Below are 23,505 nucleotides of genomic sequence, written 5' to 3'. Positions count from 1 at the left end.
GCCGGGCGGGCGGCGGATCGCGGGACGGTCGGGACGGGGCGGTCTGGGCGCGAGCGTTGGGGCGGGGGCCGCGGTCGGGGGCGGATCAGTCGGGGGCGCCGTCGTGCCGGCGCAGCACCCGGCGTTCGACCAGGGTGACGGCGAGCAGGAGCAGGACGCCCATCACCGCGAGGACGAGGACGGAGGCGTACACGACGGGCAGTTGGTTCATGGACGAGGCCACGCTGATCGCCGTGCCGAGCCCGCGGGTCGATCCCGCCGCGGACATCTCGGCCACCACGGCGCCGATGAGCGACAGCGGGAAGACGATGCGCAGCGCGGCGAAGACGTAGGGCAGCGCGTGGGGGACCCGCAGGTGCCACAGCAACTCGATCCGGCCGGCGTCCATCGTCCGGTACACCTGGAGCACCGGCCGCGGCACCGACCGCAGGCCGGTCGCGGTGTTGATGAGGATGGGGAAGAAGCAGATCAGGCCGGTGATGATCAGCTTGGGCAGCGGGCCGAAACCGAAGGCCACGACCAGGGCCGGCGCGATCGCCACCAGCGGGGTGACGTTGAGCACGACCGCGATCGGCATCACCGCCCGGCGCACCAGCGGGAGTTCGCTGGTCAGCACCGCCAGGACGAACGCGGCGGCGAAGCCCGTCGCGAGCCCGGCGGCCGCCTCGCCGAGGGTGACCCACGCGCCCGAGAGGTAGTACCCGAAGTGCGTGGTCAGCGACCGGCCGACCGCCGGCAGCGGCGGCAGCAGGTAGGGCAGGCGCCGGGCACCGTACTGCCACAGGGCGGCGAGGACGGCCAGCATCACCGGCAGCGGCAGCCACACGCCGGGGCGGGCCCAGGCCGCCCGCGGCCACGGGCGGCACCGGCCCCGGCGCGGCCGCCGGCCGGGCGGACCCGTCCCGGGCCCCGCGCCGGTGTGCTCCCCGACTGCGGTCATCTCCCGCTCCCCCCGTCGCCCGCGGTCATGTCCGGTGCTCCCCGCTCACGCGCCGCCGCCGTGCCAGGCGCGGCGCAGCCGCTCCCTGAGCAGGTCCTCGTACGCGTGGAAGCGCCGCTCCCGCAGGAGGCGCTCCCCGCGCGGCCGGGGCAGGTCGATCTCGACGGTCTCCACGATGCGGCCGGGCCCCGGTGCCATCACGACGACCGTGTCCGAGAGCCGGACGGCCTCGGTGACCGAGTGGGTGACGAACAGCACCGTCGTCCGCAACTCCTCCCACAGGTCCAGCAACTGGTCCTGGAGGCTCTCCCGGGTGAACTCGTCCAGGGCCGAGAAGGGCTCGTCCATGACCAGCAGGTCCGGCCGCAGGCCGAAGGCGCGCACGATCGCCACGCGCTGCCGCATCCCGCCGGACAACTGGGCCGGAACCCTGTGCACGACCTCGCCCAGGCCGGCCCGGACGAGGAGGTCGCGCGTGTGCGCGACCGACGGCGCGGCCTCCCGCTCGGTGAACCCCGGTAGGCGCGCGCGGCGCCCGCCGGCCCCGCGGTTGATCTTCTGCGGCAGCGTGACGTTCCGCAGCACGGACAGCCACGGCAGCAGCGCCGGGCTCTGCGGCACCAGCCCGATCAGCTTGGCGGCGCACGCCTCGGCCGGCGTGACCCCGTGCACCAGCACCTCGCCGCGGTCGGGCCGCTCCAGGCCGGCGACCAGCCGCAGCAGCGTCGACTTGCCGCAGCCGCTGGGGCCGATGAGGCTGACGAAGCGGCCGGCCGCGACCGTCACGGCGACGTCGTCGAGGGCGATCGTGGCGGAGGGCCCCGCCCCGTACACCCGGCGCACGGACCGCAACTCCAGCGCGGGAGTTCCTGGCACCTTCTCGCTCCCGTCCCTGTCGCGGGCGCGGCGGCCCGATCCTGGAGGCCGGAGGGCGCGCGGCGGTGGCGTCCGACCGGCTGCCGCGCGGGAACCGTGGCGGAGCGCTCCGACCCGAGGGGCGTGGGGTACCTGCCCCGCCCGGCGGGCGGTTACGCACCGCTCACCGTCGGCGCCGTAGCGTTTCGGCCACGCGGGAGCGCACACGGAAAAACGTCCGGACGGAAAGGTATTCCGACCGGACGCCACCGTACTGATCTCGCGTGTCCGAGGGGGGCTTGAACTCTCCTCTTGGGCACCAGCCCATCCCGGACCGCGCCATGAGGCTGCGCCCAGTCCGCACGGGCGCGTACGTGACCACGTGCCGGGGGTGGCCGGGGCGGTCGGGGACCTGTTTATGCAAAGACACGCATAGTCGCGTTCATGCATAGACGCGTGGCGCCACCCCTTCTACTGTCGGTGGACAGGCGGCCCGAACGGGCCTGGAGCAAGGGGGTTTGGCATGCCCGGACGTTCGGCACTCACCCGGCTCACGGGCAACGGCAACGGCGAGTGCGGAGAGAAGGACTGCCCGAACGTGTACCGCACGGCCACGGGATCGTTCGTCGTGCAGGGCGACGTGTCCAACGCCTTCACCCCGCCCTCCGGGGAAGGGCTCGTGGAAATCCCGGAGGCGGTTCTCAGGGAGACATTCCGTGCACTTGGATGGTGACGCGTGGAATGACTGCTTCGATTCCATGGAGCGTGCGGCGTGGCGGCTGGAAACGCTGCCCGTCTACACCATGCCCCAGGAAGCGGAGAAGCTGAAGCGCTTCCTCGCAGGGGAGAAGTCCCCGGACGATTACACGTCGGCCTGGATGGACGAGGTTCGGCAATGGGCATCGGAAGGGAAGAGCGTCGGCAGGGTGCACGTCGTGACCCGCCCGCTCTCGGACTACCTCCGGTTCGAGTTCGAGTATTACTACCGGCACCACGTGAAGGCGGGCGAGGATATCCGCATTCTCGACATCACCGAGCGGGAGAGCCCGGGGCTTCCGGATCGGGATTTCTGGATGTTCGATGAGTCCAAGGTGGTTCTGATGAACTACCGGGCGGACGGGACGCAGATAAACCGGGAACTGTACAAGGGTGATCCTGAGCCGTATCGGCAGTGGAAGCGGATCGCCGTAGCCGAGTCGGTTCCATTCCTGGAGTACGTGAGCGGGTGACGTTCGACCCTGAACAGTTGGGGCAGCCTGAGCAAGAATTGGCCGCCCTGCTGAAAGAACTACGCAATCGAGCCGGCCTCACTGGGGACCGGCTCGCTCGGCGTTGCAACATGTCCCAATCGAAGATCAGTCGGATCGAGAACGGGAAAGCGCAACCGAGCCTGCTCGACCTGGAGAGAATCCTCCGGGCTGTCGTCGCTCCGCCCGAGGTCATCGAGGAGGTCATTGCCCTCGCGAGGCTGGCCAATACCGAGTGGCAAGACCTGCGCTCGCTGCGGCGAAGGGGGCTGGAGAAGAAGCAGACCGAACTTGCCGCGCTTGAATCCTCCTCTACCGAGTTCCGCTTCTTCCTGCTCTCGATGATTACGGGGCTCCTGTCCACTCCTGAGTACATCCGGGCCAGCCTTTCCCATTCACCGGCTGATGTCACCAAGACGATTGCGAGGAAGTTGGAGCGGCAGGAGGTTCTTTACGATACGAAGAAGCGGTTCGTCTTCATCCTCACCGAACAGGCCGTGAGGTGGCCAATCCTGCCCCCGGCCGCGATGGCGATGCAGATCGACCGGGTGGCCTCATTGACCCATCTGCCGAATGTGAAGCTCGGTGTCATCCCCATTGCGGGATGCAAGCCCATGGCTCCGATGGACACCTTCACTGTCTACGACAACACCCTGGCCACTGTGGAGAACACCACCGGAGTCGTGATCCTGAGAGATCCACGCGACATCGAAATGCATGTGGAACTGTTCTCGGCACTGGAGGGGTACGCGCTGTTCGGGGCCGAAGCGCGAGCCTTGTTGACGGAGTGGGCTGCCGCCTGCCGTTCATGATCTTTAGTCCATGACGGGAAAGAACTGCACAGCCGCCACTTTCTGGGCCGATGATTTCCCCCATGACAGCGACCGAGCGAAACGAAGAGCGGGTGCGTTACGGCGTGGGCCGGGGGCTGGAGTACCGGCGGACGTTCGGCCCTGATGGTGGTTCGCGCTCGTGACGGGGCGCATGACTCTGCGGGTGTCGTACGACGGCGGCCGGACGTACGGCCCGGTTCGTGAGGTGCAGGTGGAGCCGCACAATGCGGTGATTCTGGGTTTGCCGACCAAGTACCCGCCGTGCGGGTGCCCTTGGTGCACGGGCCGCGGTCCGTTGCCTGCCAGTGCTCTCCGCCCCGTCGCGGTGGAGCCGAAGGCGACGTGATGCGCGGCGTGCGTCCTGGCTCTCGCCGGAACTCTGGCGATCCCGGTAGCCGCCGCACTCACCGCTGTCTCCCTTTGCTCCCTGCCGAATTCCCGGCGGGAGTTCCCCGAGAAGAGAGAGGTAGTCCGATGGTGGAAGAGAACACCGCTTCGGTGGCCCCCGAGGGGGGTGGCCTGCTCGTCGCGAAGCGGAAGATCGTGGCCGCGCGCACCCGCGCCGAGCAGGAGTCCGACGTCAGCAGTGGCCGTTCCGACGGCAACGACTGACGGGAGTGCCCACGTTGCTTGATGCAGCCTCGTGGGCGGGGCGTCTGGGCGGGGACACGTTCCTCGCCCAGACGTACCACCGCTCCTACGCGCACTTCCCCGGGGCCGCCGACACGGCGGGGCTGTTCTCCTGGGATGACCTGAACCTGATCATCGCCACGCAGCGGCTGGAGCCGCCCCGGCTTCGCCTGTCGGTCGACGGCGAGATGATCCCGCTCCACCGCTACGCGATCCCGACCACGAACCGCCGCGCGGTGACATGGTCCCGCATCCAGCCGTCCGACTTCCACGCCCAGCTCAGGGACGGGGCGTCGCTGGTCCTGGACGCGGTGGAGAAGATCCACCCCGCCGTGGGGGCGGCTGCGGAGGGACTGGAACGCTTCCTTGGGACATCCGTACAGGCCAACGTGTACGCCTCGTGGACCGAGCGGGAGGGCTTCGGGCGGCACTGGGACGACCACGATGTGGTCGTGGTCCAACTGCACGGTTCGAAGCGGTGGCGCCTGTGGGGGATGACCCGTGAAGCGCCCACCTTCCGGGACGTGGAGTCGCCGGAGGAGCCGGAGGGCGACCCGGTGGCGGACCTCGTTCTGTCCCCGGGTGACGTGCTCTACCTGCCGCGCGGCTGGTGGCACTCGGTCACCGCTGACCAGGGGACGGAATCCCTTCACCTCACGTTCGGGATGGTCCCTCACACGGGCGCTGACCTGATGCTCTGGGTCGTCGACCAGCTTCGGGCGTCCCTCGCGCTCCGCAGGGACATCCCGCGCTTCGGCTCGCTGGCGGAACAGTCGGACTTCACCGACGCCGTACGCCGTGAGGTTGCCGACATAATGGCGGACCCCCGCCTCGTGGAGCGGTGGGCAGAGTCGATCGACACGACGGACCTGGGCCACGCGATCCCGTCTCTGCCCTATGTGGACGGACTCCCCACACGGCGGGAGATCACGGTGAAGCTCACCGCCCCGAGGGGCCGCCTGACGGCGAACCGCGAACAGGGCACGGTCACCTTCTCGGCGGCTGGTACCGCGTGGGACTTCGCCGAGTCCGCCGCGCCCGCGCTGGGCACGCTGCTGACCAACCAGCCGACCACGCTGGGCGAACTTGCCGACTCCACTGGGCTGGAGGTGAAGGAGGTGGCCGAACTGGTCTCCGTCCTCATCGACGGCCACGCCGTCGTAGTCGTGGGGACGGCGCTGTGACCGCCGTGCTCTGCCTGGGGACATACCGCGTGCGTGCCGTCCGTCAGGCGGCGCGCACAGCCCTGGCTGCTGGTAGTCCCTGGGTGGACACGGCACCCAACTACGCCCGCGGTCTGGCGCATGAGGAGCTGCGCCCGGTTCTCGGGGAGTACCCGACCGTGCGGGTAGCCACGAAGACGGGGTTCTTCACGGAGGACCAAGGCCGTACCGCCCTGACTGAGGGAGTGCTCACCCGGGAGGAAGCGGCCGGTAGGCACAGCCTTGAACGGGGCTTCGTCCGCTGGCAGACGGAGCGATCCTTGGCCGCGCTCGGGCGCGTGGACCTGGTGTTCGTGCACAACCCCGAGCATCACGGGCACGGCTTTGACCGTGCCGCTCTGCACGGGCGCGTACGGGAAGCCTTCACCGCGCTGGAAGAGTCCGCCCATGCGGACAGGATCGGCGGGTACGGCGTCGCCACCTGGTCGGGCCTGACCTCCGGAGCGCTCAGCGTCCCCGAGTTGCTCACGCTCGCCCGTCAGGCGGCCGGTTCCGCCGATCACCACTTCACGGGCTTGCAGATGCCCGTCAGCCTGATCATGGATGCCCCGATCACACAGGCCCTGAACGGTGGCGGACCACTGGTACAGGCGAAGGACGCGGGGCTGATCACGTTCGGCTCTGCTCCCCTGCATGGGGGCGAACTCCTCGACACCATGACACCCGAACTGGTGCACTTCATCCGCCCCGGCCTGTCGGCCGCAGCCGCAGCCCTGCTGGCCGCCGGCTCGTGCCCCGGCCTCGATGTCGTCCTCACCTCCGCGAGCACCCGCGAGCACTGGGACGATGTGGCCAAGGCTCTGGCTGCGCCGCTGACGGCCCGGGAACTCAGGAGGGTGACGGATGAACTCGCCGGTGAATGAGGAGGTGCGGGCCCTGATGGAGGCCGCCCACGACCGGGCGGCCAACGCACTGGGCCTTACCTGCACGGGGCCGCTGGCGTGGGGCTTCCTCGGTGTCACCCTCGGGCGCCGAGCGGGGGACCGGTGGCTACGGGTGAGCCGGACGGCGAGGAGGAACGCGGGCAGGAAGGCGAGGGAAGGCATCGTGGGTGCCTCGGAGCTGGTGCCTGACGGCGTGCCCCGCCCCCACCTGTACGCGGTGCATGACTGGACTGACGGCGAGTGGGCCTTCGAGTCGGAAGTCCTGGACTACCTCACGCAACCCATCGTGTCCCCGGAACGGGCCGACATCGACCATGACCCGGGGTTGCCTGACGAGTGGTGGGCGGACCTTCGCCGAGCCCTTGTCCTCCTCGCTGAAGCGGAGGGAGTGAAGGCAACCGTGCGGGACGGGTGGATTGAACGGGCCTTCCCCCAGTTTCTCGGCGTCCCGGCCCCCGCCAAGGTGGAGCGGGTGACCGGTCACGGTGACCTGCACTGGGGCAACCTCACTGCCGCACCCCTGTGCCTGTTGGACTGGGAGCGGTGGGGCCGAGTGCCGTTCGGTTATGACGCGGGGCTCCTCCACGCCAACAGCTTGCTCGTGCCCGACGTTGCCGCCCGCATCCGGAAGGAGTTCGCGCCGACCCTCGACACCCCCGCCGGCCGAATGGGGGAACTGGCAGCCCTGGCCGAGATGCTGCAAGCCGTCGCCCGTGGCTGGTATCCCGAGCTTGCGCCCCGCCTCGTGGCCCGTGCAGAGGCGCTCACCGGAGTTCGCCCGCCCGTCCCGGTGCACTCCGAGGTGAGCGCCTGACTGCGTGGCTGTGCGCCGGTCTCAGGCGCTCGCTCACACGCCCGTTTGACGCTGCGGCCCGCCTGCTTCTCCGCCTCGATGAACGGGTGCACCGTCACCGGGTCTCCTTCGCGAAGAAGGCCGTGGCTCGCTTGAGGACCTCCACGTCCTCGCGCAGACGGCGGTTCTCCCGCCGCAATGCAGCCGGCTCGTCACTTTCGCTGGTGGTCAGGCCGCTGTCCGTCAAACCGGAGCAAGCTCGCTCGCCCGGCTACACCATGGCCCGGTACGGGCACGCACGTAAGGACAGAGCGCGCGACCGGCCGCCTCCGGAGCGGGCCGACTCGGCCTGTCATCCCTGGTCTGACCAGGAGATTCGCTCGGCTTTTGGTCACGTCGTTGGCCACGCCACAGCCGGGGAAACAGAAAAACCCCAGGTCAACTGGGGTCTCTGCTGGTGTCCGAGGGGGGACTTGAACCCCCACGCCCGATAAAGGGCACTAGCACCTCAAGCTAGCGCGTCTGCCATTCCGCCACCCGGACCGGGTGTGTCACCGCGGCGACGGGGCCGGGGCGACGAGGTAAACCATAGCAAAGATCCAGACCGGGAAATCACGGCCGCCGGGCCGGTGCGCCGGTGCGCGCGGTGCATGTCGGGCGCGTGTCGGCTGCGGGGCGGGGGGTGGGAAGAGGCCGGACGGCGAGGGAGGATGGGAGGCGCACCGGTCGCGGTCGCCGCGGCGCGGAACGAGCGAGGAGACAGTGTGAGTGAGTCGGGGCCCGCAAGGGCGGAGAACGGGAGGGTCGCGGGCGAGGACGAGGTCGTCGACCTGTGCGCCGAGCTGATCCGGATCGACACCAGCAACTACGGCGACCACTCGGGCCCGGGGGAGCGCGCCGCCGCCGAGTACGTGGCGGAGAAACTGGCCGAGGTCGGCCTGGAGCCGGAGATCTTCGAGTCGCACCCGGGACGGGCGTCCACGGTGGTGCGTATCGAGGGCGAGGACCGCAGCCGGCCCGGGCTGCTGATCCACGGGCACACGGACGTGGTCCCGGCGAACGCCGACGACTGGACCCGGCACCCCTTCGCCGGCGAGGTGGCCGACGGTTGCGTATGGGGCCGTGGCGCGGTCGACATGAAGGACATGGACGCGATGACCCTCGCGGTCATCCGGGACCGGGTCCGCAGCGGGCGCAAGCCCCCGCGGGACGTCGTGCTGGCCTTCCTCGCCGACGAGGAGGCCGGCGGCACCTACGGCGCCCGGTACCTGGTCGACAACCACCCCGGGCTCTTCGAGGGCGTCGACGAGGCCATCGGCGAGGTCGGCGGCTTCTCCTTCACCGTCAACGAGAACCTGCGGCTGTACCTGGTGGAGACCGCCGAGAAGGGCATGCATTGGATGCGGCTCACCGTGGACGGAACCGCCGGCCACGGCTCGATGACCAACAAGGACAACGCGATCACCGAGCTGTGCGAGGCGGTCGGCCGGCTCGGGCGGCACCAGTTCCCGGTGCGGCTGACCAAGTCCGTGCGCGGCTTCCTCGACGAGCTGTCCGACGCCTTCGGGATCGAGCTCGACCCGGAGGACATGGAGGAGACGCTGGTCCGCCTCGGCGGGGTCGCCCGGATGATCGGCACCACGCTGCGCAACACCGCCGCCCCGACCATGCTCGGCGCCGGCTACAAGGTCAACGTCATCCCCGGCCAGGCCACCGCCCACGTGGACGGGCGCTTCCTGCCCGGGTACGAGGAGGAGTTCCTCGCCGACCTCGACCGGGTGCTCGGCCCCCGGGTGAAGCGCGAGTCGCTGCACTCGGACAAGGCGCTGGAGACCGACTTCGACGGCGCGCTGGTCGAGGCGATGCGGACCGCGCTCAAGGCCGAGGACCCGATCTCCCGCACCGTGCCGTACATGCTCTCCGGCGGCACCGACGCGAAGTCCTTCTCCGACCTGGGCATCCGCTGCTTCGGCTTCGCCCCGCTGCAACTGCCGCCCGAGCTGGACTTCGCCGGCATGTTCCACGGCGTGGACGAGCGCGTCCCGACCGAGGGCCTGAGGTTCGGCGTCCGGGTGCTGGACCGCTTCCTCGACAACTGCTGACCCGCCCCCTCGCCCGGCCCTGCCCGTACCGGTGGCTCCAGGTCGCCGGTACGGGTGAATGCCGTGCCCCCTTCGTTGCCCCGCTTCCTCCTTGTCGTTACGTCGGGTGTGGTCCGCGGCTCCTGGACCACGCCGTCCCCTTCCAGGAGGAACAATGATCAAGAAGGTCGTGGCCACCGTGGCCGCCACCGGCGGTCTGGTGCTCGCGGGCGCCGGCCTGGCGTTCGCCGACGCGGGCGCGCAGGGCGCCGCCGTGCAGTCCCCCGGCGTGCTGTCCGGCAACGTCGTGCAGATCCCGGTGCACGTCCCGGTGAACGTGTGCGGCAACACGGTGAACGTGATCGGGCTGCTCAACCCCGCCTTCGGGAACACCTGCGTCAACGGCTAGGCACGTCCTGGCAGCACTGGAACCTTCCGCGGCCCCTCCGGCCGCGGTTCGGGAACCCTCCCGCGCCCGAGTGCGCGGGGGAGGCCGGCCCCGGACGCCCGCGCGGCGCGCCGGGGCCGCTCGCCATTTCCGGGGAGTGCGGGGGCATGGATGTTCCCTGCCGCTCCGGTCAAGAGTCGTAAGCGAAGGCAGGAAACGATCCATGCGTCAGGTCACGAAGAAGGGCCTGCTCACCGCGGTCGCCGCGGGCGGGGTGCTCGTCGCGGGCGGCGGGCTCGCCCACGCGGACGCCGGTGCGGGCGCCGCGGCGGTCGGCTCGCCAGGGGTGGTGTCGGGCAACACCGTCCAGGTGCCGGTGCACGTTCCGGTGAACGTGTGCGGCAACACGGTCGACGTGCTGGCCCTGCTGAACCCGGCGTTCGGGAACAGTTGCGGGAACAGCGACACCGGCCACCCGGGCAACCCGGGTACGCCTGGCAACCCGGGTACGCCGGGGAACCCGGGGAATCCGGGCACGCCGGGCAACCCGGGTACGCCTGGCAACCCCGGGAATCCGGGCACGCCGGGGAGCCCCGGTAACCCGGGCACGCCTGGCAACCCGGGTACGCCGGGGAACCCTGGCAACCCGGGTACGCCCGGGAACCCCGGTAATCCGGGGAACCCCGGCACCCCCGGCACACCGACCACCCCCGGTACGCCCGCCACCCCGGGCACTCCGACGAACCCGGGTACCCCGGACACCCCGGACACCCCCGGCGGCGCCGTACCCGTCTCCCAGACGGTGACGCCCACCGGCGCCACCACTCCCACCCTCGCCCACACCGGCGCGGACGACATGGGGATGATCGCCGGCGCCGCGGGAGCCCTGCTGCTCGGCGGCGCCCTGCTCTACCGTCGCGGACGCGCCGCGCGCCGCTGAGCGCCGGCCCTCAGCGCTCAGGAGGGGCCGCGACCGCCGACGACAGGCGGACCCGCGGGCCCCGGTGATCCGGCCCGCGGGCATCCATGCCCCCGGGCCGGGTGCCCGTGGCGGGCGCCCACGACCGCGCCCGCGGCCCGGCACCGCGTCGCGGGCCCTGGCCACCCGCCCCGGTCGGGCGGGCCGTCAGGCGGCCCGGAACGCACCGTCCCGGCGGCGGGCGCCCACCGGTCGTCCCGGTGTGCGCCTCACCACGTGGCCCGCATCTGGCGGATGATCCGGCGGCGCAGCCGCACCCTGCGGCTGCCGTCCGGATAGAGCCGGACCCGGTCCAGCTCCCAGTTCCTGTACTCGGCTTCGTCGGTCAGCAGACGTGCCGCTTCCTTGCGCGAGGTACCGCGCGGCACGTACATCTCTCTGAATTCGTATTCCGGCATCGCAATCTATTGTGCGGGCAACACCCCTCTGCGGATAGCGTCTGCTCCATGTCTGATGACGTACAGCCCACCGTCGCCGAGGTCCGTGCCGCGGTGGAAGCGCTCAAAGCCGCGCTCGACCGCCACCTCGACGCGATCGAGAACCGTGCCGGGGACGACGACCCGTCCGTCTACACGGCCTTCGAAGCTCTGGCCTCGGCCGCCGAGTCGTACGACGAGCTGCTGTACGACGCGTACGACGAGGTGACCCCGTTCGAGGTGCCCGCGGGCGACGGGGCACCGGAGTACGCCGGCCCCGAGGACCCCGAGGCGATCAGCGTGCTGATCCGCCGGGACTACACCGTGGTCGAGCCGGAGCGCCTGCTCGCCCAGGCCCGCAGGGCCGCCGAGGGCGACGCGGAGGCCGGCGAGTCGGTCAACGCGGCGGTCGCGGCGGTCTTCGGCGAGTACGAACCCGACGAGATCGCCCAGCGGCACAAGGAGTTCGGCCTGGAGGAGGGCGACTCCACGCTGTGGGTGTGCGCGGTCGAGCCGGCCGAGCCGGGGGAGTGGCTGGACGCGCCCTTCGAGCAGGCCGATCCGCAACTCGCGCTGTGCCGCTTCGACATGAGCCTGGTCTTCGAGGACGAACTCGGCGCGCTCGACCAGGAGTGAGCGCCGCGGCGGGGGCCGCCGGTGCCCCCGCCGCCGCTTCGGGCGACGGGCGGACCGGCGCTGGCCGCCGGTCCGGCCAGGACCGCCGGCCGACCGGACCGCCGACGACAGGCGCCCGGCCGGGCGGGGCGGCCGGTGGGCTGAGGGACCGGTGAACCGAGGGACCCGTGGGCGGGGCGCCCCCGCGCGCCCCGCCGCGCCTACTCCGCGGCCAGCTCCCGCAGCACCGCCGCCAGCCGCGTCGTACGCTCGCTCGCGACCGGGCCGGCCACCGCCGCGGCCAGTGCCTGCTCCGCGCCCTGTACGACCGACAGGTGCCGCTCGCCGCGGCTGAAGGCGGTGTAGACCCAGCCACGGGTGAGCAGGGCGCCCGCGTCGCCGGGCACCACCACGACCGCGGCCGGCCAGCGGATGCCGGCCGCCTGGTGGCCGGTGACCGCCCAGCCGTGCCGGACGGTGGCGGCGACCTCCGCGCGCGGCACCAGCACCGGACCGCCCTCGCCGTCCAGCCGCAGTCCGTCCGGCTCGGCGCCCACGACGACCGCCGGGTGCGTACGGCCCGGGGCCGGCACGTGGACGACCCGGTCGCCCTCGTCGAAGCCGCCGAACCGTCCGGGACCGGGGTTCAGCCGCTCCTTGAGGGCCGCGTTGAGCGCGCGGGTGCCGACCGGGCCGCCGTGCGCGAGGGTGATCACCTGCGTGTGCTCCGGCGGCACTCCGAACGCCCGGGGCACCGAGTCCGCGACCAACTGCACCGCGCGGTGCACCGCCTCGCCCGGTGCGCGCACCGGGACCACCACGACCTCCTTGCCGGGCGCGTCGACCGGGGCGAGTTCGCCGACGGCCACGCAGGACGTCAGCTCGCCGATCGGCCCCGGATCGGGCGTGCGCGAGGCGACCCGGGGGCACGTCTTCGAGGCCAGCAGGTCGGCGAACGCCCGGCCGGGACCGGCCGACCACAGCGTGTGCGGGTCGCCGCTGAGCACCAGCCGGGCGCCGTCCGGGACCGCCTCGACCAGCGTGGCGGCCTCCTCGACGGACAACTGCGGGGCGTCCAGCACCGCGAGCAGGTCCACCGGGAGGCTGCCGTCGGCGGCGCGGGCGCCCGCGAGCAGGCCGGCGACCGTCCGCGCGCCCTCCTCGCCGATCCCGGGGACCGCGGCGAGCCGGCGCCGTCCGCTGTCGGTGTACGCGGCGGCGTACGCCCGCAGGCCCGCCGCGCGGGCGGCCGCGACCAGCGCGGCGGGCTCCGCGCGGGCCGCCTCGCCGCCGGTGTGCAGGACCAGGCCGTCGGCGGCGGCCGCGCGGATCAGCTCCGCGGCCGACGGGGAGGGGGCGGCGGCCGCGGCGGCCTCCCAGTCGGGCTCCGCGCCGTCCCCGGCGCCCTCGAACGAGCGCAGCAGCCGCACGCAGCCGTCCGCGAGGCTCTCCTCGGCCAGGGCGTACCGGTCCAGGCCGAACAGCAGGGGCACGGGGGCCGGTTCGGCGTCCTCGGCGTCCTCGGCGGCCGCGTCCGCGCCCTCGGGCTCCGCGCGGAAGACCAGCACGCGGCCCTCCTCGACGGCGGCCGCGAGGGCGGCGTCCGGGTCCGGCACGGACCAGCGCGCCAGGGCCGCGCGCAGCGCGTCCCCGCCGAGAGCGGTGTGGCCCTGCTCGGCGGCCCGGTCCAGCACGTGGCCGACCAGCGCGCACACCCGCCGTGCGTCGCCGGGGCCGACCGCCCCGCCCAGCACCGCCCGCGCGAACGCGTCCACCTGCTCCACCCCGACCCGCACCCCCGGCAGGCCGAGCACGCCCCACGGGTCCTGCCGCACCAGCTCGGCCGCGCCTTCGCCCAGTGCCCGCACGACCGGCTCCGCCAGCTCGCCGGGCGCCCCGCCTCCGGCGAGCACCTCCCGGGCGGCCGCCACCGCGGCGGCGTCCAACGGCGCCCTGGGGGCACCGGACGCGGCGGCCCCTCCCGCGCCCCGGGCGTCGGCCCCGGAAGCCGGCCGCGCGGCGCCAGGAGCCGCCCCCGCGGCCTGCGGGCCCCGCGACGGCGTCGCGGCTGCCGAACGGCCCCGGTCGCCCCCACCCGGTCCGCCGCCCCGGAGGCGGGCGTCCTGGTCGTCCGGGTGGTCCGGGCCCGGGGTGGTGGAGTCGGCGTCCCGGCGGCGCCCGTCGGCCGCGGCCGGTGCCGCTTCGGCGCCGGCCGTTCCGTGTTCGTCGTCCGGTCCGCTCGGGTTCGCCGCCGTGTCCGGGTCGAACTCCGTGTCCGGGTCGGCCTCCGTGCCACCGGCGGGCTGCGCCGACCCCTCGGGCGTCCCTCCGCCGGGGGCGTCCGCCGCCGTTGCGGCATCGTCCTCCCCGCTCGCGTCCCGCTCTCGTCCGACGGCCTCCGTATCCTCCGCGTCCTCCGCGTCCTCCGGCGTCGGCTCGGTGCCCTCGGCGCCCGCCGGAGCCTCCTCGCTCGCCGAGGGGGCGGTGCGGCCCTCCGCGTCCGGGTGCTCGCCGCCGGGCTCCGCGGGCTCCGCCTCGTCCGCGCCGCCGGGCGCACCCGGCGCCTCGGCCGCCTCCAGTGCCTGGAGGCGGGCGGTCTCCTCGGCCATCGCCTCGCGCCGCTTGCGGCGGGCCTCCGCCGCGTCCCCGCGCGGGGCGGGCGCCGCCGGGTTCTCGCCCCGCTCGATCGACCGCATCGCGGCCGCCAGGCCCGCCAGATCCGGCTTCCCGGCCGGGCGGGGCCGTGCCGCCGGCACGGAACCGCCGTCCGCGAGGGCCGCGGAAGCCGGCGGGTTCGCGGGAGCCGGAGGAGCGGCGGGCGCGGTGGAGTCGTCGGGCGGGGTCGGGCTGGTCACGCGGAAGGCCTCCGTGGAGCGGGACGACCACGACACGCGGCACTCACAGAGTGGTCCAGTCGTGGTCCGGGTAGCGGTGCAGCGGCGCCGAGACGTCGTCCAGGGCCGAGCAGATCTCTTCCGGCAGCGTAAGGCCCTCCACCGACAGGGCGGCGCCGAGCTGCGCGGCGTTGCGCGCGCCGAGGATGGGCGCCGTGACGCCGGGCCGGTCACGCACCCAGGCGAGGGCGACGTGCAGCGGTGACACGGCCAGGCCGTCGGCGGCTATCGCGAGCGCGTCCACGATCAGCCCCGCGGTGTCGTCCAGGTACGGCGCCACGAACGCGGCCATCCCGGAGGAGCCGCGCGAGTCCGCCGGGGTGCCGTTGCGGTACTTGCCGGTGAGCACGCCGCGCCCGAGCGGCGACGACGGGAGCAGCCCCACCCCGAGGTCGACCGCGGCCGGCAGCACCTCGCGCTCGACGCCCCGCTGGAGCAGCGAGTACTCCATCTGGGTGCTGGCAAGCGGCGTCCGCCCGGGCGACGCGAGCTGCCAGGACGCGGCCTTGGCGAGCTGCCAGCCGCAGAAGTTCGAGACGCCCACGTAGCGGGCCCGCCCGCTGCTGACCGCGATGTCCAGGGCCTGGAGCGTCTCCTCCAGCGGAGTGCCGGGGTCGTACGCGTGCACCTGCCAGAGGTCCACGTGGTCGGTGCCGAGCCGCTGGAGCGAGGCGTCGAGGGCGGCCAGCAGGTGCCCGCGGGAGGTGTCGAAGCGCCGCTCGGGGTCGGGCACGCTGCCCGCCTTCGTGGCGATCACCAGGTCGGAGCGCGGCACCAGGTCCTCGATGAGGCGGCCGAGGAGGTACTCCGCGCCTCCGTCCGCGTACACGTCCGCGGTGTCGACCAGTGACCCGCCCGCCTCCCAGAAGGACTTGAGCTGGTCGGCGGCGTCCCGTTCGCCCGTGTCGCGCCCCCAGGTGAGGGTGCCGAGCCCGAGCCGGGACACGCGCAGGCCGGTGCGGCCGAGATGCCTGTGCTCCATGACCGCTGAGGCTAGCGCCCGGCCCCGCAAATGGGGAGCAGTGACGTACCCGACAGGCGCGTTCGTCGGGCCGAGGCGCTAAAGTCCGGGGGGACAACGACGTTACTGGCCAGTACGCAGATAGGGGAGCGGTATGCGGCTCGGGATCAACCTCGGCTACTGGGGCGCCGGAATGGACGCGGACAACCTCGCCGTCGCCCAGGAGGCCGACCGCCTCGGGTACTCCGTCTGCTGGGCCGCCGAGGCGTACGGCTCCGACGCGCCGACGGTGCTGTCCTGGGTGGCCGCGCAGACCGAGCGGATCGACGTCGGCTCGGCGATCCTCCAGATCCCTGCCCGCACCCCGGCGATGACCGCGATGACGGCCGCCACCCTGGACTCCCTGACCGGCGGCCGGTTCCGGCTGGGCCTGGGCGTGTCCGGGCCGCAGGTCTCCGAGGGTTGGTACGGCGTCAAGTTCGACAAGCCGCTGGCCCGCACCCGCGAGTACGTGGACATCGTCCGCAAGGCGATGACCCGCGAGCGGCTGTCCTACGAGGGCGAGCACTGGACGCTGCCGCTGCCGGGCGGCCCCGGCAAGGCGCTGCGGCTGACCGTGCACCCGGAGCGCGAGCACATCCCGCTGTACATCGCGGCGATCGGCCCGAAGAACCTGGAGCAGACCGGCGAGATCGCCGACGGCGCGCTGCTGATCTTCCCGTCCGCGGCCCACCTGGAGGAGACCGCGATCCGCCCGCTGCGGGCCGGCCGTGAGAAGGCCGGGCTGGGGATGGACGGGTTCGACGTCTGCCCGACACTGCCGCTGGCGCTCGGCTCCGTCGCGGACCTGCCCGCGCTCGCGGACACCTTCCGCCCCTACACCGCGCTGTACGTCGGCGGGATGGGCAGCCGCAAGCAGAACTTCTACAACCAGCTCGCGCAGCGCATGGGGTACGAACGGGAGGCCGCCGACATCCAGGAGAAGTACCTGGACGGGCGGAAGGACGACGCCGCGGCGGCGGTTCCGCAGGAACTCATCGACTCGACCTGCCTGTTGGGGCCGGTGGAGCGGATCGCGGACCGGATGGGGGAGTACGCCGCCGCGGGCGTCACCACGCTCTCGCTGGCGCCGTCCGGCTTCACCCTGGAGGAGCGGATCGCGGGGCTGCGGGCCGGCATGGAGGCGCTCTCCCGGGCGGGCCTGGCCTAAGGGCTGTCCCGTAATCCCCGGCGGGCGTGCGACGACAGCTACGGCGCCTCGCTTCGTTGTCGGGCTCATCCACATACGACCCGGTATGAGGACGACCCTCCGCCTTGCGATCCACCGCATCTGACGCCGCACGCTGATCCGCCGGGGATTACGGGACAGCCCTTAGGCACCTGTCCAGGGCCTGTCCGGCGGATCCTGCCGGGCCGGCGCCGTCAGCCCACCGGGACGAGGCGGGACAGCAGGCGGCCGAAGTCGATGAGGCGGGCTATCTGCCCGGGCCCGCCGTCATCGAGGGACTTGCTGAAGCGGAAGGACTCCGGCCGGATCTTCGCGGCGGCGAGCGGCGGCTGCGCGTCGGGGTCCGGCTGCGCGGCGGTCAGTTCGTGCGGCGTGGCGGTGGCCAGCACCAGGTAGACCCCGCGGTCGACCCGGTGCCCGCGCTCGTCGCGCCCGACGAGCGTGCGCATCCCGATGTGGCCGATGGCGTCGAGCGGGAGCACTTGCACCGAGGAGTCCAGCACGGTCCCGCCGGGGGAGTTCTCGTCGGCCAACTCCTCGCTGTGCCACAGGATCAGCCGCCGCCCGTCGCAGACCGCCGCCTCCTGCCACACCGACGCGCCGGCCTCGGTCAGGTCCACCACGCGCTCCAGGGTGAAGCCCCGCACCCGCCGCCTGCCGAGTACCCCGGAGATCGCGTCCAACGCGATCTCCGGGTGCAGGAAGTAGGCTTCCGCGGCGTCCCGCAGCCGGCCGTAAGGAGACCAGTCCGCGCCCGCGCCCCCCACGCCCGGATCGGTCATCGGGCGGCTCCTCGTCGCCTTGCCGAACATCTCCACCTGCTTCGCGGTCCCGACACAGCGGGCCGTCTCGACCCGTCCCCCGGTTGCACCCTACCCACGGGGAGTGACAGCCCGGGACCTGACGGCGAGGACAAGCAAACCGCAACGGGCCGCGGAACGCACGGCTCTCGACAGGCATGCAAAGCAGAGGCAACGGACCGTCAGGGTACGAGCAAAACATGGGCAGGAGTGAGCAAACGCGCTCGGAAAGCGGGCGCGGGCCCGGCGGCCGTGCTCGCCGACCGCCTCCTGGACGCCTCCCCGCGCGGGGCACGGAACCGGCCCGCGCGGGGCACGCTCCGCACAGCGGCCGTGGTGGGGGCTCGGGGGGATCTTCCCCGCCACGGCCGTCACCCAGCACAACGCGCCTGCCCGGAAGGGGTTACGGTGGCGGACATGCCCACCGTGATCCTCGTCCGGCACGGCCGTTCGACCGCCAACACCGACGGAGTGCTGGCCGGCTGGACCCCCGGCGTCGCCCTCGACGACACCGGCCGCGCCCAGGCCACCGCGCTCGCCGCCCGCCTCGCCGCACTTCCGCTGGCCGCAGTGGTGAGCAGCCCCCTCCAGCGCTGCCAGGAGACCGTCGGACCGCTGCTCGCCACCCGGCCCGAACTGCCGCTGCACACCGACGACCGGGTCGGTGAGTGCCACTACGGCGACTGGACCGGCCGGAAGATCCGCGAGCTGGTCGAGGAACCGCTGTGGACGACCGTGCAGCGCCACCCCTCCGCCGCGGTCTTCCCCGGCGCCGAGGGGGAGTCGCTGCGCGCGATGCAGACCCGCGCGGTGGACGCCGTCCGCGACTGGAACGCCCGGATCGAGGCCGAGCACGGCGCGGACGCGCTGTACCTGGTCTGCTCGCACGGCGACGTCATCAAGGCGCTGGTCGCCGACGCCCTGGGCATGCACCTCGACCTCTTCCAGCGGATCAACGCCGACCCCTGCTCCGTCACGGTGGTCCGCTACACCCCGCACCGGCCGTTCCTGCTGCGGCTCGGCGACACCGGGGACCTCACCGGGCTCATCCCGCCGCTGCCAGCCGAGGGCGCCGACGACGCCGACGACGCCGCTGGACCGGCCGACGCCGCGCGCTCGCAGGGCCGGCTCGACCCCGGGGACGCGGTGGTCGGCGGTTCGACCGGCGCCCCGTGATCGCCTTCCGCAGTAGGGTGGGCGACCGGCGGCCCGTGCCCTGAACACCGCCCGCGGGCGCCGCGGCGGCCGACCGCGCGACCACCGCCACCGCCGACCGCAGCCCGACCACCACCCAGCAGCCACCAGCACAGTCGATCAAGTCGATCACCCCGAGCAAACGGAGCAGGACGTGCCCCGCCAGGTCTTCTTCTACGAACACCCGGAGCGTTTCGTCGCCGGGACCGTCGGTCAGCCGGGACAGCGGACGTTCTTCCTCCAGGCCACCGCGCTGGGCCGGACCACCAGCGTGGCGCTGGAGAAGACGCAGGTGGCCGCGCTCGCCGAGCGGGTCGACGAACTCCTCGACGAGGTGGTCCGCCGCACCGGGGGCAACGCCCCGGTGCCCGCGGTCGCCCCGAGCGAGATGCTGGACGCCGGCCCGCTGGAGGTGCCGGTCGAGGAGGAGTTCCGGGTCGGCACCATGGCGCTGGCGTGGGACGGCACCCACGAGCGGATGGTCATCGAGGCGCAGGCCCTGGTCGAGTTGGCCGGCGAGGACGAGGAGGACCTGGAGGCCGCCGAGGAGGAGCTGCTCCAGGACGACGAGAACGGCCCGCCGCTGCTGCGGGTGCTGCTCACCGGCGCACAGGCCCGTTCCTTCGCCAAGCGCGCGCTCGACGTGGTCTCCGCCGGCCGCCCGCCCTGCCCGCTGTGCAGTCTGCCCCTGGACCCGGAAGGACACGTATGCCCGCGCCAGAACGGGTACCGGAGGTCGGCCTGAGCACCGGCACGGACCCGCGGACCGGCACCGCGGGTCCGGCGGGGACTGCGGGGACGGCCGGCGCGGCCCGACCGGCGGTCGGCCTGCGCACGGACCCGGCGGGGGGCTCCGGCACGCCCGCCGCCGACCCCCGGGACCTGGCGGCGCTGCGCCACGGTGAGCTGACCGTCCGCGGCCAGATCCGCGACGCGTCCAACGCCGTGCTGCTGTGCGAGAGCACGCACCAGGGCCACACCGTCGTGTGCGTCTACAAGCCGGTGCGCGGCGAGCGGCCGCTGTGGGACTTCCCGGACGGGACCCTGGCCCAGCGCGAGGTCGCCGCGTACCTCGTCTCCGAGGCCACCGGCTGGGGCCTGGTGCCGCCCACCGTCCTGCGCGACGGCCCGTACGGCGAGGGCATGGTGCAGCTCTGGATCGAGTCCGCGGACGAGGACGGGGACGGCGAGGACGCCGAGAACGGGGACAGCGAGGACGGGGACGGGGACGGCGGCGGGTCCGCGGACGACGCGGAGGGCGACGACGGGGACCTCGCGGCCGGCGGGGCGGGCGCGCTGCTCGCGCTGACCGAGGACACCGAGCCGGCACCGGGCTGGAAGGCGGTCGTGCGGGCCGAACTCGAAGGGGGCGGCACCGCGCTGCTCGTGCACGCCGACGACCCGCGGCTGCGCCGCCTGGCCGTCCTGGACGCCGTCGTGAACAACGCCGACCGCAAGGGCGGCCACCTGCTGGTGTCCGCCGACGGGCGGCTCCACGGCATCGACCACGGCGTGACCTTCCACACCGACGACAAGTTGCGGACGCTGCTGTGGGGATGGGCGGGGGAGCCGCTGCCCGCCGAGGCCACCGACGTGCTCGGGCGGCTCGCCGGCGACCTGTCGGGCCCGCTCGGCGACCGGCTGGGCGAGCTCCTCACACCTGCGGAGACGGCCGCGCTGCGCGCCCGCGTGGACCGGCTCCTGGACACCGGCGTCCACCCCTCGCCCTCCGGCGAATGGCCCGCCATCCCCTGGCCCCCGGTCTGAGGGCTGTCCCCGGGGCCGGCCGCCCTCCGCTGGCGGCCAGCCCGCGGGAGAGGGCCGGCCGCCCTCCCGGTTACCCTCGTCTCATGCATGCCTGGCCAGCTTCCGACGTCCCCGCCCTTCCGGGCACCGGACGCCCTCTCCGTCTGCACGACACGTCGACCGGGGGACTCGTGTCCGTCGAGCCCGGTCCGGTCGCCCGCCTGTACGTCTGCGGCATCACGCCGTACGACGCCACCCACATGGGGCACGCGGCGACCTACAACGCGTTCGACCTCGTGCAGCGGGTGTGGCTCGACACGAAGCGCCAGGTCGAGTACGTGCAGAACGTCACGGACGTGGACGACCCGCTGCTGGAGCGCGCCGCGGACACCGGCGACGACTGGACCGCGCTCGCCGAGCGCGAGACCGCGCTGTTCCGCGAGGACATGACGGCGCTGCGGCTGCTGCCGCCGGCCCACTACATCGGCGCGGTCGAGGCCATACCCGGCATCGTGCCGCTGATCGAGCGGCTGCGGGAGAGCGGCGCCGCCTACGACGTGGACGGCGACGTGTACTTCTCGGTCGCGTGCGACCCGCACTTCGGCTCGGTGTCCGGGCTGGACGACGCCGCGATGCGGGTACTGGCCGCGGAGCGCGGCGGCGACCCGGAGCGGCCCGGCAAGAAGAACCCGCTCGACCCGATGCTGTGGCGCGCCGAGCGGGACGGCGAGCCGAGCTGGGACGGCGCGTCGCTCGGGCGCGGGCGGCCCGGCTGGCACATCGAGTGCGTGGCGATCGCCCTGGACCACCTCGGCATGGGATTCGACGTCCAGGGCGGCGGCTCCGACCTCGCCTTCCCGCACCACGAGATGGGCGCCTCGCACGCCCAGGTGCTCACCGGCGAGTACCCGTTCGCCAAGGCGTACGTCCACGCCGGCATGGTGGCCCTCGACGGCGAGAAGATGTCCAAGTCCAAGGGCAACCTCGTCTTCGTCTCCACGCTGCGCCGGGCCGGCGTCGACCCGGCCGCGATCCGGCTGGCGCTCCTCGCGCACCACTACCGCTCCGACTGGGAGTGGACCGACGACGTCCTCGCCGACGCCGTCGCCCGGCTGGGGCGCTGGCGCGAAGCGGTCTCCCGGCCCGACGGTCCGTCCGCCGACGCGCTGCTCGACGACGTGCGCGCCGCGCTCGCGGACGACCTCGACGCGCCCCGCGCGCTCGCGGCCGTCGACGCCTGGGCGGCCGAGCAGGCCGCCGGGGGCGGTACGGACACCGGTGCGCCCGGGCTCGTCTCCCGCACGGTGGACGCGCTGCTGGGCGTCGCCCTGTAGGCAGGGCGCTCCACGGGGTGCGGGGACCCGCGCGCCCGGCCGCGAGGCCGGGGGCGCGGGCGCCTGGTCCGGCCCCCGCGGCGCGGGTCCGGTCCACCGCCCGGTGAGGGGCTACGCGCCGCCGTCGGGGTCGTCGTCCTCGTCGTCGTCCTCGCCGGGAGCGGGCGCCGGGTCCTCCCGGGGCTCGGGCCTGCCGCGGAAGTTGGGCACCCCGTCGGTCCCCTCGCTGGTCGCGTAGTCCCCGGGGTCGCGCCGCCTGAGGTACCGCTCGAACTCCTTGGCGATGGCCTCGCCGGACGCCTCCGGCAGCTCCGCGGTGTCGCGGGCCTCCTCCAGTGTCTGGACGTACTCCGCGACCTCGCTGTCCTCCGCGGCGAGCTGGTCCACGCCGACCTGCCAGGCGCGGGCGTCCTCGGGCAGCTCGCCCTGCGGGACGCGCAGGTCGAGCAGGTCCTCCAGGCGGTTGAGGAGGGCCAACGTGGCCTTGGGGTTGGGCGGTTGCGAGACGTAGTGCGGCACCGCGGCCCACAGGCTCACCGCGGGGATGCCCGCGTGCGTGCACGCCTCCTGGAGGATGCCCACGATGCCGGTGGGGCCCTCGTACCGGGACTCCTCCAGGTTCATGGTGGCGGCCAGGTCCGCGTCGGAGGTGACGCCGGAGACCGGGACCGGCCGCGTGTGCGGGGTGTCGCCGAGCAGCGCGCCGAGGATGACGACCATCTCGACGCCCAACTCGTGGGCGAATCCCAGGATCTCGTTGCAGAACGAGCGCCACCGCATGCTCGGCTCGATGCCGCGCACGAGCACCAGGTCGCGCGGCTTGGGCGACTGGATGCGGACCACCGACAGCCGGGTGGTGGGCCAGGTGATCTTCCGGGTGCCGCCGTCCATCCACACCGTGGGCCGGTTGACCTGGAAGTCGTAGTAGTCCTCCGCGTCGAGCGCCGCGAAGACCTCGCCCTTGAACTCCCGGTCGAGGTGGTCGACCGCGGTGGAGGCTGCGTCCCCGGCGTCGTTCCAGCCCTCGAACGCGGCCACCATGACCGGGTCGATCAGCTCGGGAACACCCTCCAGCTCGATCACCCAGCTCCTCCTTCCGGCCGGCGGGGGCGGCTGGCCCGTCCCCGTACCGGCTTGCTGTTCGCGCGGCGCCCTCGGCGTCCTTCGACGTCCTCCGGCGCTTCCCGCCGTACCGCGCCGATTCCCGCCGTCTCGGGCGTTCACCGGCGCACTTCCACGTGCGGGAACCAGCCTACGGCGTCGGGGGCGGTGCACCGCAGTCCGCGCCGCGGACCGCGCCCGCCGTGCGGCGCGCCGGCCGACGCGATGCGGCTCCCGGCCGGCCACGGCGTCCATACGTCCGATCTGTCGTCGGCCGTTGCGGGCCGGCCCCTGGACGGGCGGCACCGTTCGCGGCTATACATCGGATCACCGAGAGAGATCCGATGTCTTGCGACGGGAGTG

23 protein-coding genes and 1 tRNA gene are annotated in these 23,505 nt (G+C 73.3%); 16 read left to right on the top strand and 8 right to left on the bottom strand.

Translation table 11 applies throughout. From position 1 onward, the window contains the following. Positions 1-85: 85 nt before the first annotated feature. Together RVR_RS04975 and RVR_RS04970 are read right to left on the bottom strand one after the other, a co-directional pair. Positions 86-940 (bottom strand): ABC transporter permease, encoded by an 855-nt coding sequence (locus RVR_RS04975; protein ID WP_237404576.1) that lies wholly within the window; start codon positions 938-940, stop codon positions 86-88. Positions 941-985: 45 nt separating this feature from the next. Next, a complete protein-coding gene (locus RVR_RS04970) occupies positions 986-1,816 on the bottom strand; it encodes an ABC transporter ATP-binding protein (RefSeq protein WP_202232675.1) in 831 nt (276 codons plus the stop codon). Positions 1,817-2,318: 502 nt separating this feature from the next. Between RVR_RS04970 and RVR_RS04965 the strand changes: the two genes are divergently transcribed. From RVR_RS04965 to RVR_RS04935, 7 genes are all read left to right on the top strand, one after another. Then, a complete protein-coding gene (locus tag RVR_RS04965; RefSeq protein WP_202232674.1) occupies positions 2,319-2,528 on the top strand; it encodes a hypothetical protein in 210 nt (69 codons plus the stop codon). Then, on the top strand, positions 2,512-3,024 hold the full coding sequence (locus RVR_RS04960; protein WP_202232673.1) for a DUF6879 family protein: 513 nt from the start codon (positions 2,512-2,514) through the stop codon (positions 3,022-3,024). Before RVR_RS04965 ends, RVR_RS04960 begins: the two co-directional genes overlap by 17 nt. Beyond that, positions 3,021-3,854 carry a helix-turn-helix domain-containing protein gene (locus tag RVR_RS04955; RefSeq protein ID WP_202232672.1) on the top strand — a complete coding sequence of 278 codons (834 nt, stop codon included), beginning with the start codon at positions 3,021-3,023 and terminating at the stop codon, positions 3,852-3,854. The genes RVR_RS04960 and RVR_RS04955 overlap by 4 nt, the downstream gene beginning before the upstream one ends. A 495-nt stretch (positions 3,855-4,349) precedes the next feature. Continuing rightward, positions 4,350-4,487: a hypothetical protein gene (locus RVR_RS04950; RefSeq protein WP_202232671.1), complete on the top strand. Its 138-nt coding sequence runs from the start codon at positions 4,350-4,352 to the stop codon at positions 4,485-4,487. A 14-nt stretch (positions 4,488-4,501) separates the two neighbouring features. After that, positions 4,502-5,689, top strand: a complete 1,188-nt coding sequence (locus tag RVR_RS04945) for a cupin domain-containing protein (protein ID WP_202232670.1) — start codon at positions 4,502-4,504, stop codon at positions 5,687-5,689. Beyond that, the gene (locus tag RVR_RS04940) at positions 5,686-6,591 is read left to right on the top strand and encodes an aldo/keto reductase (protein ID WP_202232669.1); all 906 of its coding nucleotides are present in this window, start codon (positions 5,686-5,688) and stop codon (positions 6,589-6,591) included. Before RVR_RS04945 ends, RVR_RS04940 begins: the two co-directional genes overlap by 4 nt. Continuing rightward, entirely contained in the window at positions 6,572-7,426 is an 855-nt protein-coding gene (locus tag RVR_RS04935; RefSeq protein WP_202232668.1) for a hypothetical protein, read from the top strand. The genes RVR_RS04940 and RVR_RS04935 overlap by 20 nt, the downstream gene beginning before the upstream one ends. Positions 7,427-7,860: 434 nt before the next feature. Here RVR_RS04935 and RVR_RS04930 read toward each other — a convergent pair. Then, a tRNA-Leu gene (locus RVR_RS04930) sits at positions 7,861-7,948 on the bottom strand. A gap of 221 nt (positions 7,949-8,169) precedes the next feature. Between RVR_RS04930 and RVR_RS04925 the strand changes: the two genes are divergently transcribed. The 3 genes from RVR_RS04925 to RVR_RS04915 all read left to right on the top strand — a co-directional run bounded on the left by RVR_RS04925 (position 8,170) and on the right by RVR_RS04915 (position 10,814). Further along, the gene (locus RVR_RS04925) at positions 8,170-9,507 is read left to right on the top strand and encodes a M20/M25/M40 family metallo-hydrolase (RefSeq protein WP_202232667.1); all 1,338 of its coding nucleotides are present in this window, start codon (positions 8,170-8,172) and stop codon (positions 9,505-9,507) included. Positions 9,508-9,661: 154 nt separating this feature from the next. Next, positions 9,662-9,895 carry a chaplin gene (locus RVR_RS04920; protein WP_202232666.1) on the top strand — a complete coding sequence of 78 codons (234 nt, stop codon included), beginning with the start codon at positions 9,662-9,664 and terminating at the stop codon, positions 9,893-9,895. A 202-nt stretch (positions 9,896-10,097) separates the two neighbouring features. Next, positions 10,098-10,814 (top strand): chaplin family protein, encoded by a 717-nt coding sequence (locus RVR_RS04915; RefSeq protein ID WP_202232665.1) that lies wholly within the window; start codon positions 10,098-10,100, stop codon positions 10,812-10,814. Between the two features lie 248 nt (positions 10,815-11,062). On the opposite strand, the gene RVR_RS04910 is transcribed toward RVR_RS04915, so the two are convergent. Continuing rightward, entirely contained in the window at positions 11,063-11,251 is a 189-nt protein-coding gene (locus RVR_RS04910; RefSeq protein ID WP_202232664.1) for a DUF5703 family protein, read from the bottom strand. A 48-nt stretch (positions 11,252-11,299) separates the two neighbouring features. Between RVR_RS04910 and RVR_RS04905 the strand changes: the two genes are divergently transcribed. Beyond that, positions 11,300-11,905: a hypothetical protein gene (locus RVR_RS04905; protein WP_202232663.1), complete on the top strand. Its 606-nt coding sequence runs from the start codon at positions 11,300-11,302 to the stop codon at positions 11,903-11,905. Between the two features lie 200 nt (positions 11,906-12,105). Here the strand turns inward: RVR_RS04905 and RVR_RS04900 are convergent, their stop codons facing one another. Further along, entirely contained in the window at positions 12,106-14,493 is a 2,388-nt protein-coding gene (locus RVR_RS04900) for a helix-hairpin-helix domain-containing protein (protein ID WP_430393215.1), read from the bottom strand. A gap of 289 nt (positions 14,494-14,782) precedes the next feature. Beyond that, positions 14,783-15,760, bottom strand: coding sequence for an aldo/keto reductase (locus RVR_RS04895; protein WP_202232662.1), 978 nt, complete (start codon positions 15,758-15,760; stop codon positions 14,783-14,785). Positions 15,761-15,893: 133 nt separating this feature from the next. Between RVR_RS04895 and RVR_RS04890 the strand changes: the two genes are divergently transcribed. Beyond that, entirely contained in the window at positions 15,894-16,949 is a 1,056-nt protein-coding gene (locus tag RVR_RS04890; protein WP_202232661.1) for an LLM class F420-dependent oxidoreductase, read from the top strand. A gap of 212 nt (positions 16,950-17,161) precedes the next feature. On the opposite strand, the gene RVR_RS04885 is transcribed toward RVR_RS04890, so the two are convergent. After that, a complete protein-coding gene (locus RVR_RS04885) occupies positions 17,162-17,749 on the bottom strand; it encodes a hypothetical protein (RefSeq protein ID WP_237404574.1) in 588 nt (195 codons plus the stop codon). A gap of 435 nt (positions 17,750-18,184) precedes the next feature. Between RVR_RS04885 and RVR_RS04880 the strand changes: the two genes are divergently transcribed. The 4 genes from RVR_RS04880 (at position 18,185) to mshC (ending at position 22,041) form a co-directional block, all read left to right on the top strand. Continuing rightward, positions 18,185-18,943 (top strand): histidine phosphatase family protein, encoded by a 759-nt coding sequence (locus tag RVR_RS04880; protein WP_202232659.1) that lies wholly within the window; start codon positions 18,185-18,187, stop codon positions 18,941-18,943. Between the two features lie 172 nt (positions 18,944-19,115). Further along, positions 19,116-19,706: a DUF3090 domain-containing protein gene (locus RVR_RS04875; protein ID WP_202232658.1), complete on the top strand. Its 591-nt coding sequence runs from the start codon at positions 19,116-19,118 to the stop codon at positions 19,704-19,706. Then, positions 19,670-20,728, top strand: coding sequence for an SCO1664 family protein (locus RVR_RS04870; RefSeq protein WP_237404573.1), 1,059 nt, complete (start codon positions 19,670-19,672; stop codon positions 20,726-20,728). The genes RVR_RS04875 and RVR_RS04870 overlap by 37 nt, the downstream gene beginning before the upstream one ends. 83 nt (positions 20,729-20,811) lie before the next feature. Further along, positions 20,812-22,041: a cysteine--1-D-myo-inosityl 2-amino-2-deoxy-alpha-D-glucopyranoside ligase gene (mshC, locus tag RVR_RS04865; RefSeq protein ID WP_202232657.1), complete on the top strand. Its 1,230-nt coding sequence runs from the start codon at positions 20,812-20,814 to the stop codon at positions 22,039-22,041. Between the two features lie 111 nt (positions 22,042-22,152). Here mshC and RVR_RS04860 read toward each other — a convergent pair whose 3' ends face one another. Continuing rightward, the gene (locus RVR_RS04860; RefSeq protein ID WP_202232656.1) at positions 22,153-23,124 is read right to left on the bottom strand and encodes a PAC2 family protein; all 972 of its coding nucleotides are present in this window, start codon (positions 23,122-23,124) and stop codon (positions 22,153-22,155) included. Positions 23,125-23,505: the final 381 nt, after the last annotated feature.

The sequence above is a fragment of the Streptomyces sp. SN-593 genome (genome assembly GCF_016756395.1).
In the GTDB taxonomy this organism is placed as follows: domain Bacteria; phylum Actinomycetota; class Actinomycetes; order Streptomycetales; family Streptomycetaceae; genus Actinacidiphila; species Actinacidiphila reveromycinica.
Note: the sequence above shows the minus strand (reverse complement) of the source record. Positions and strands in the feature narration are given on the sequence as shown.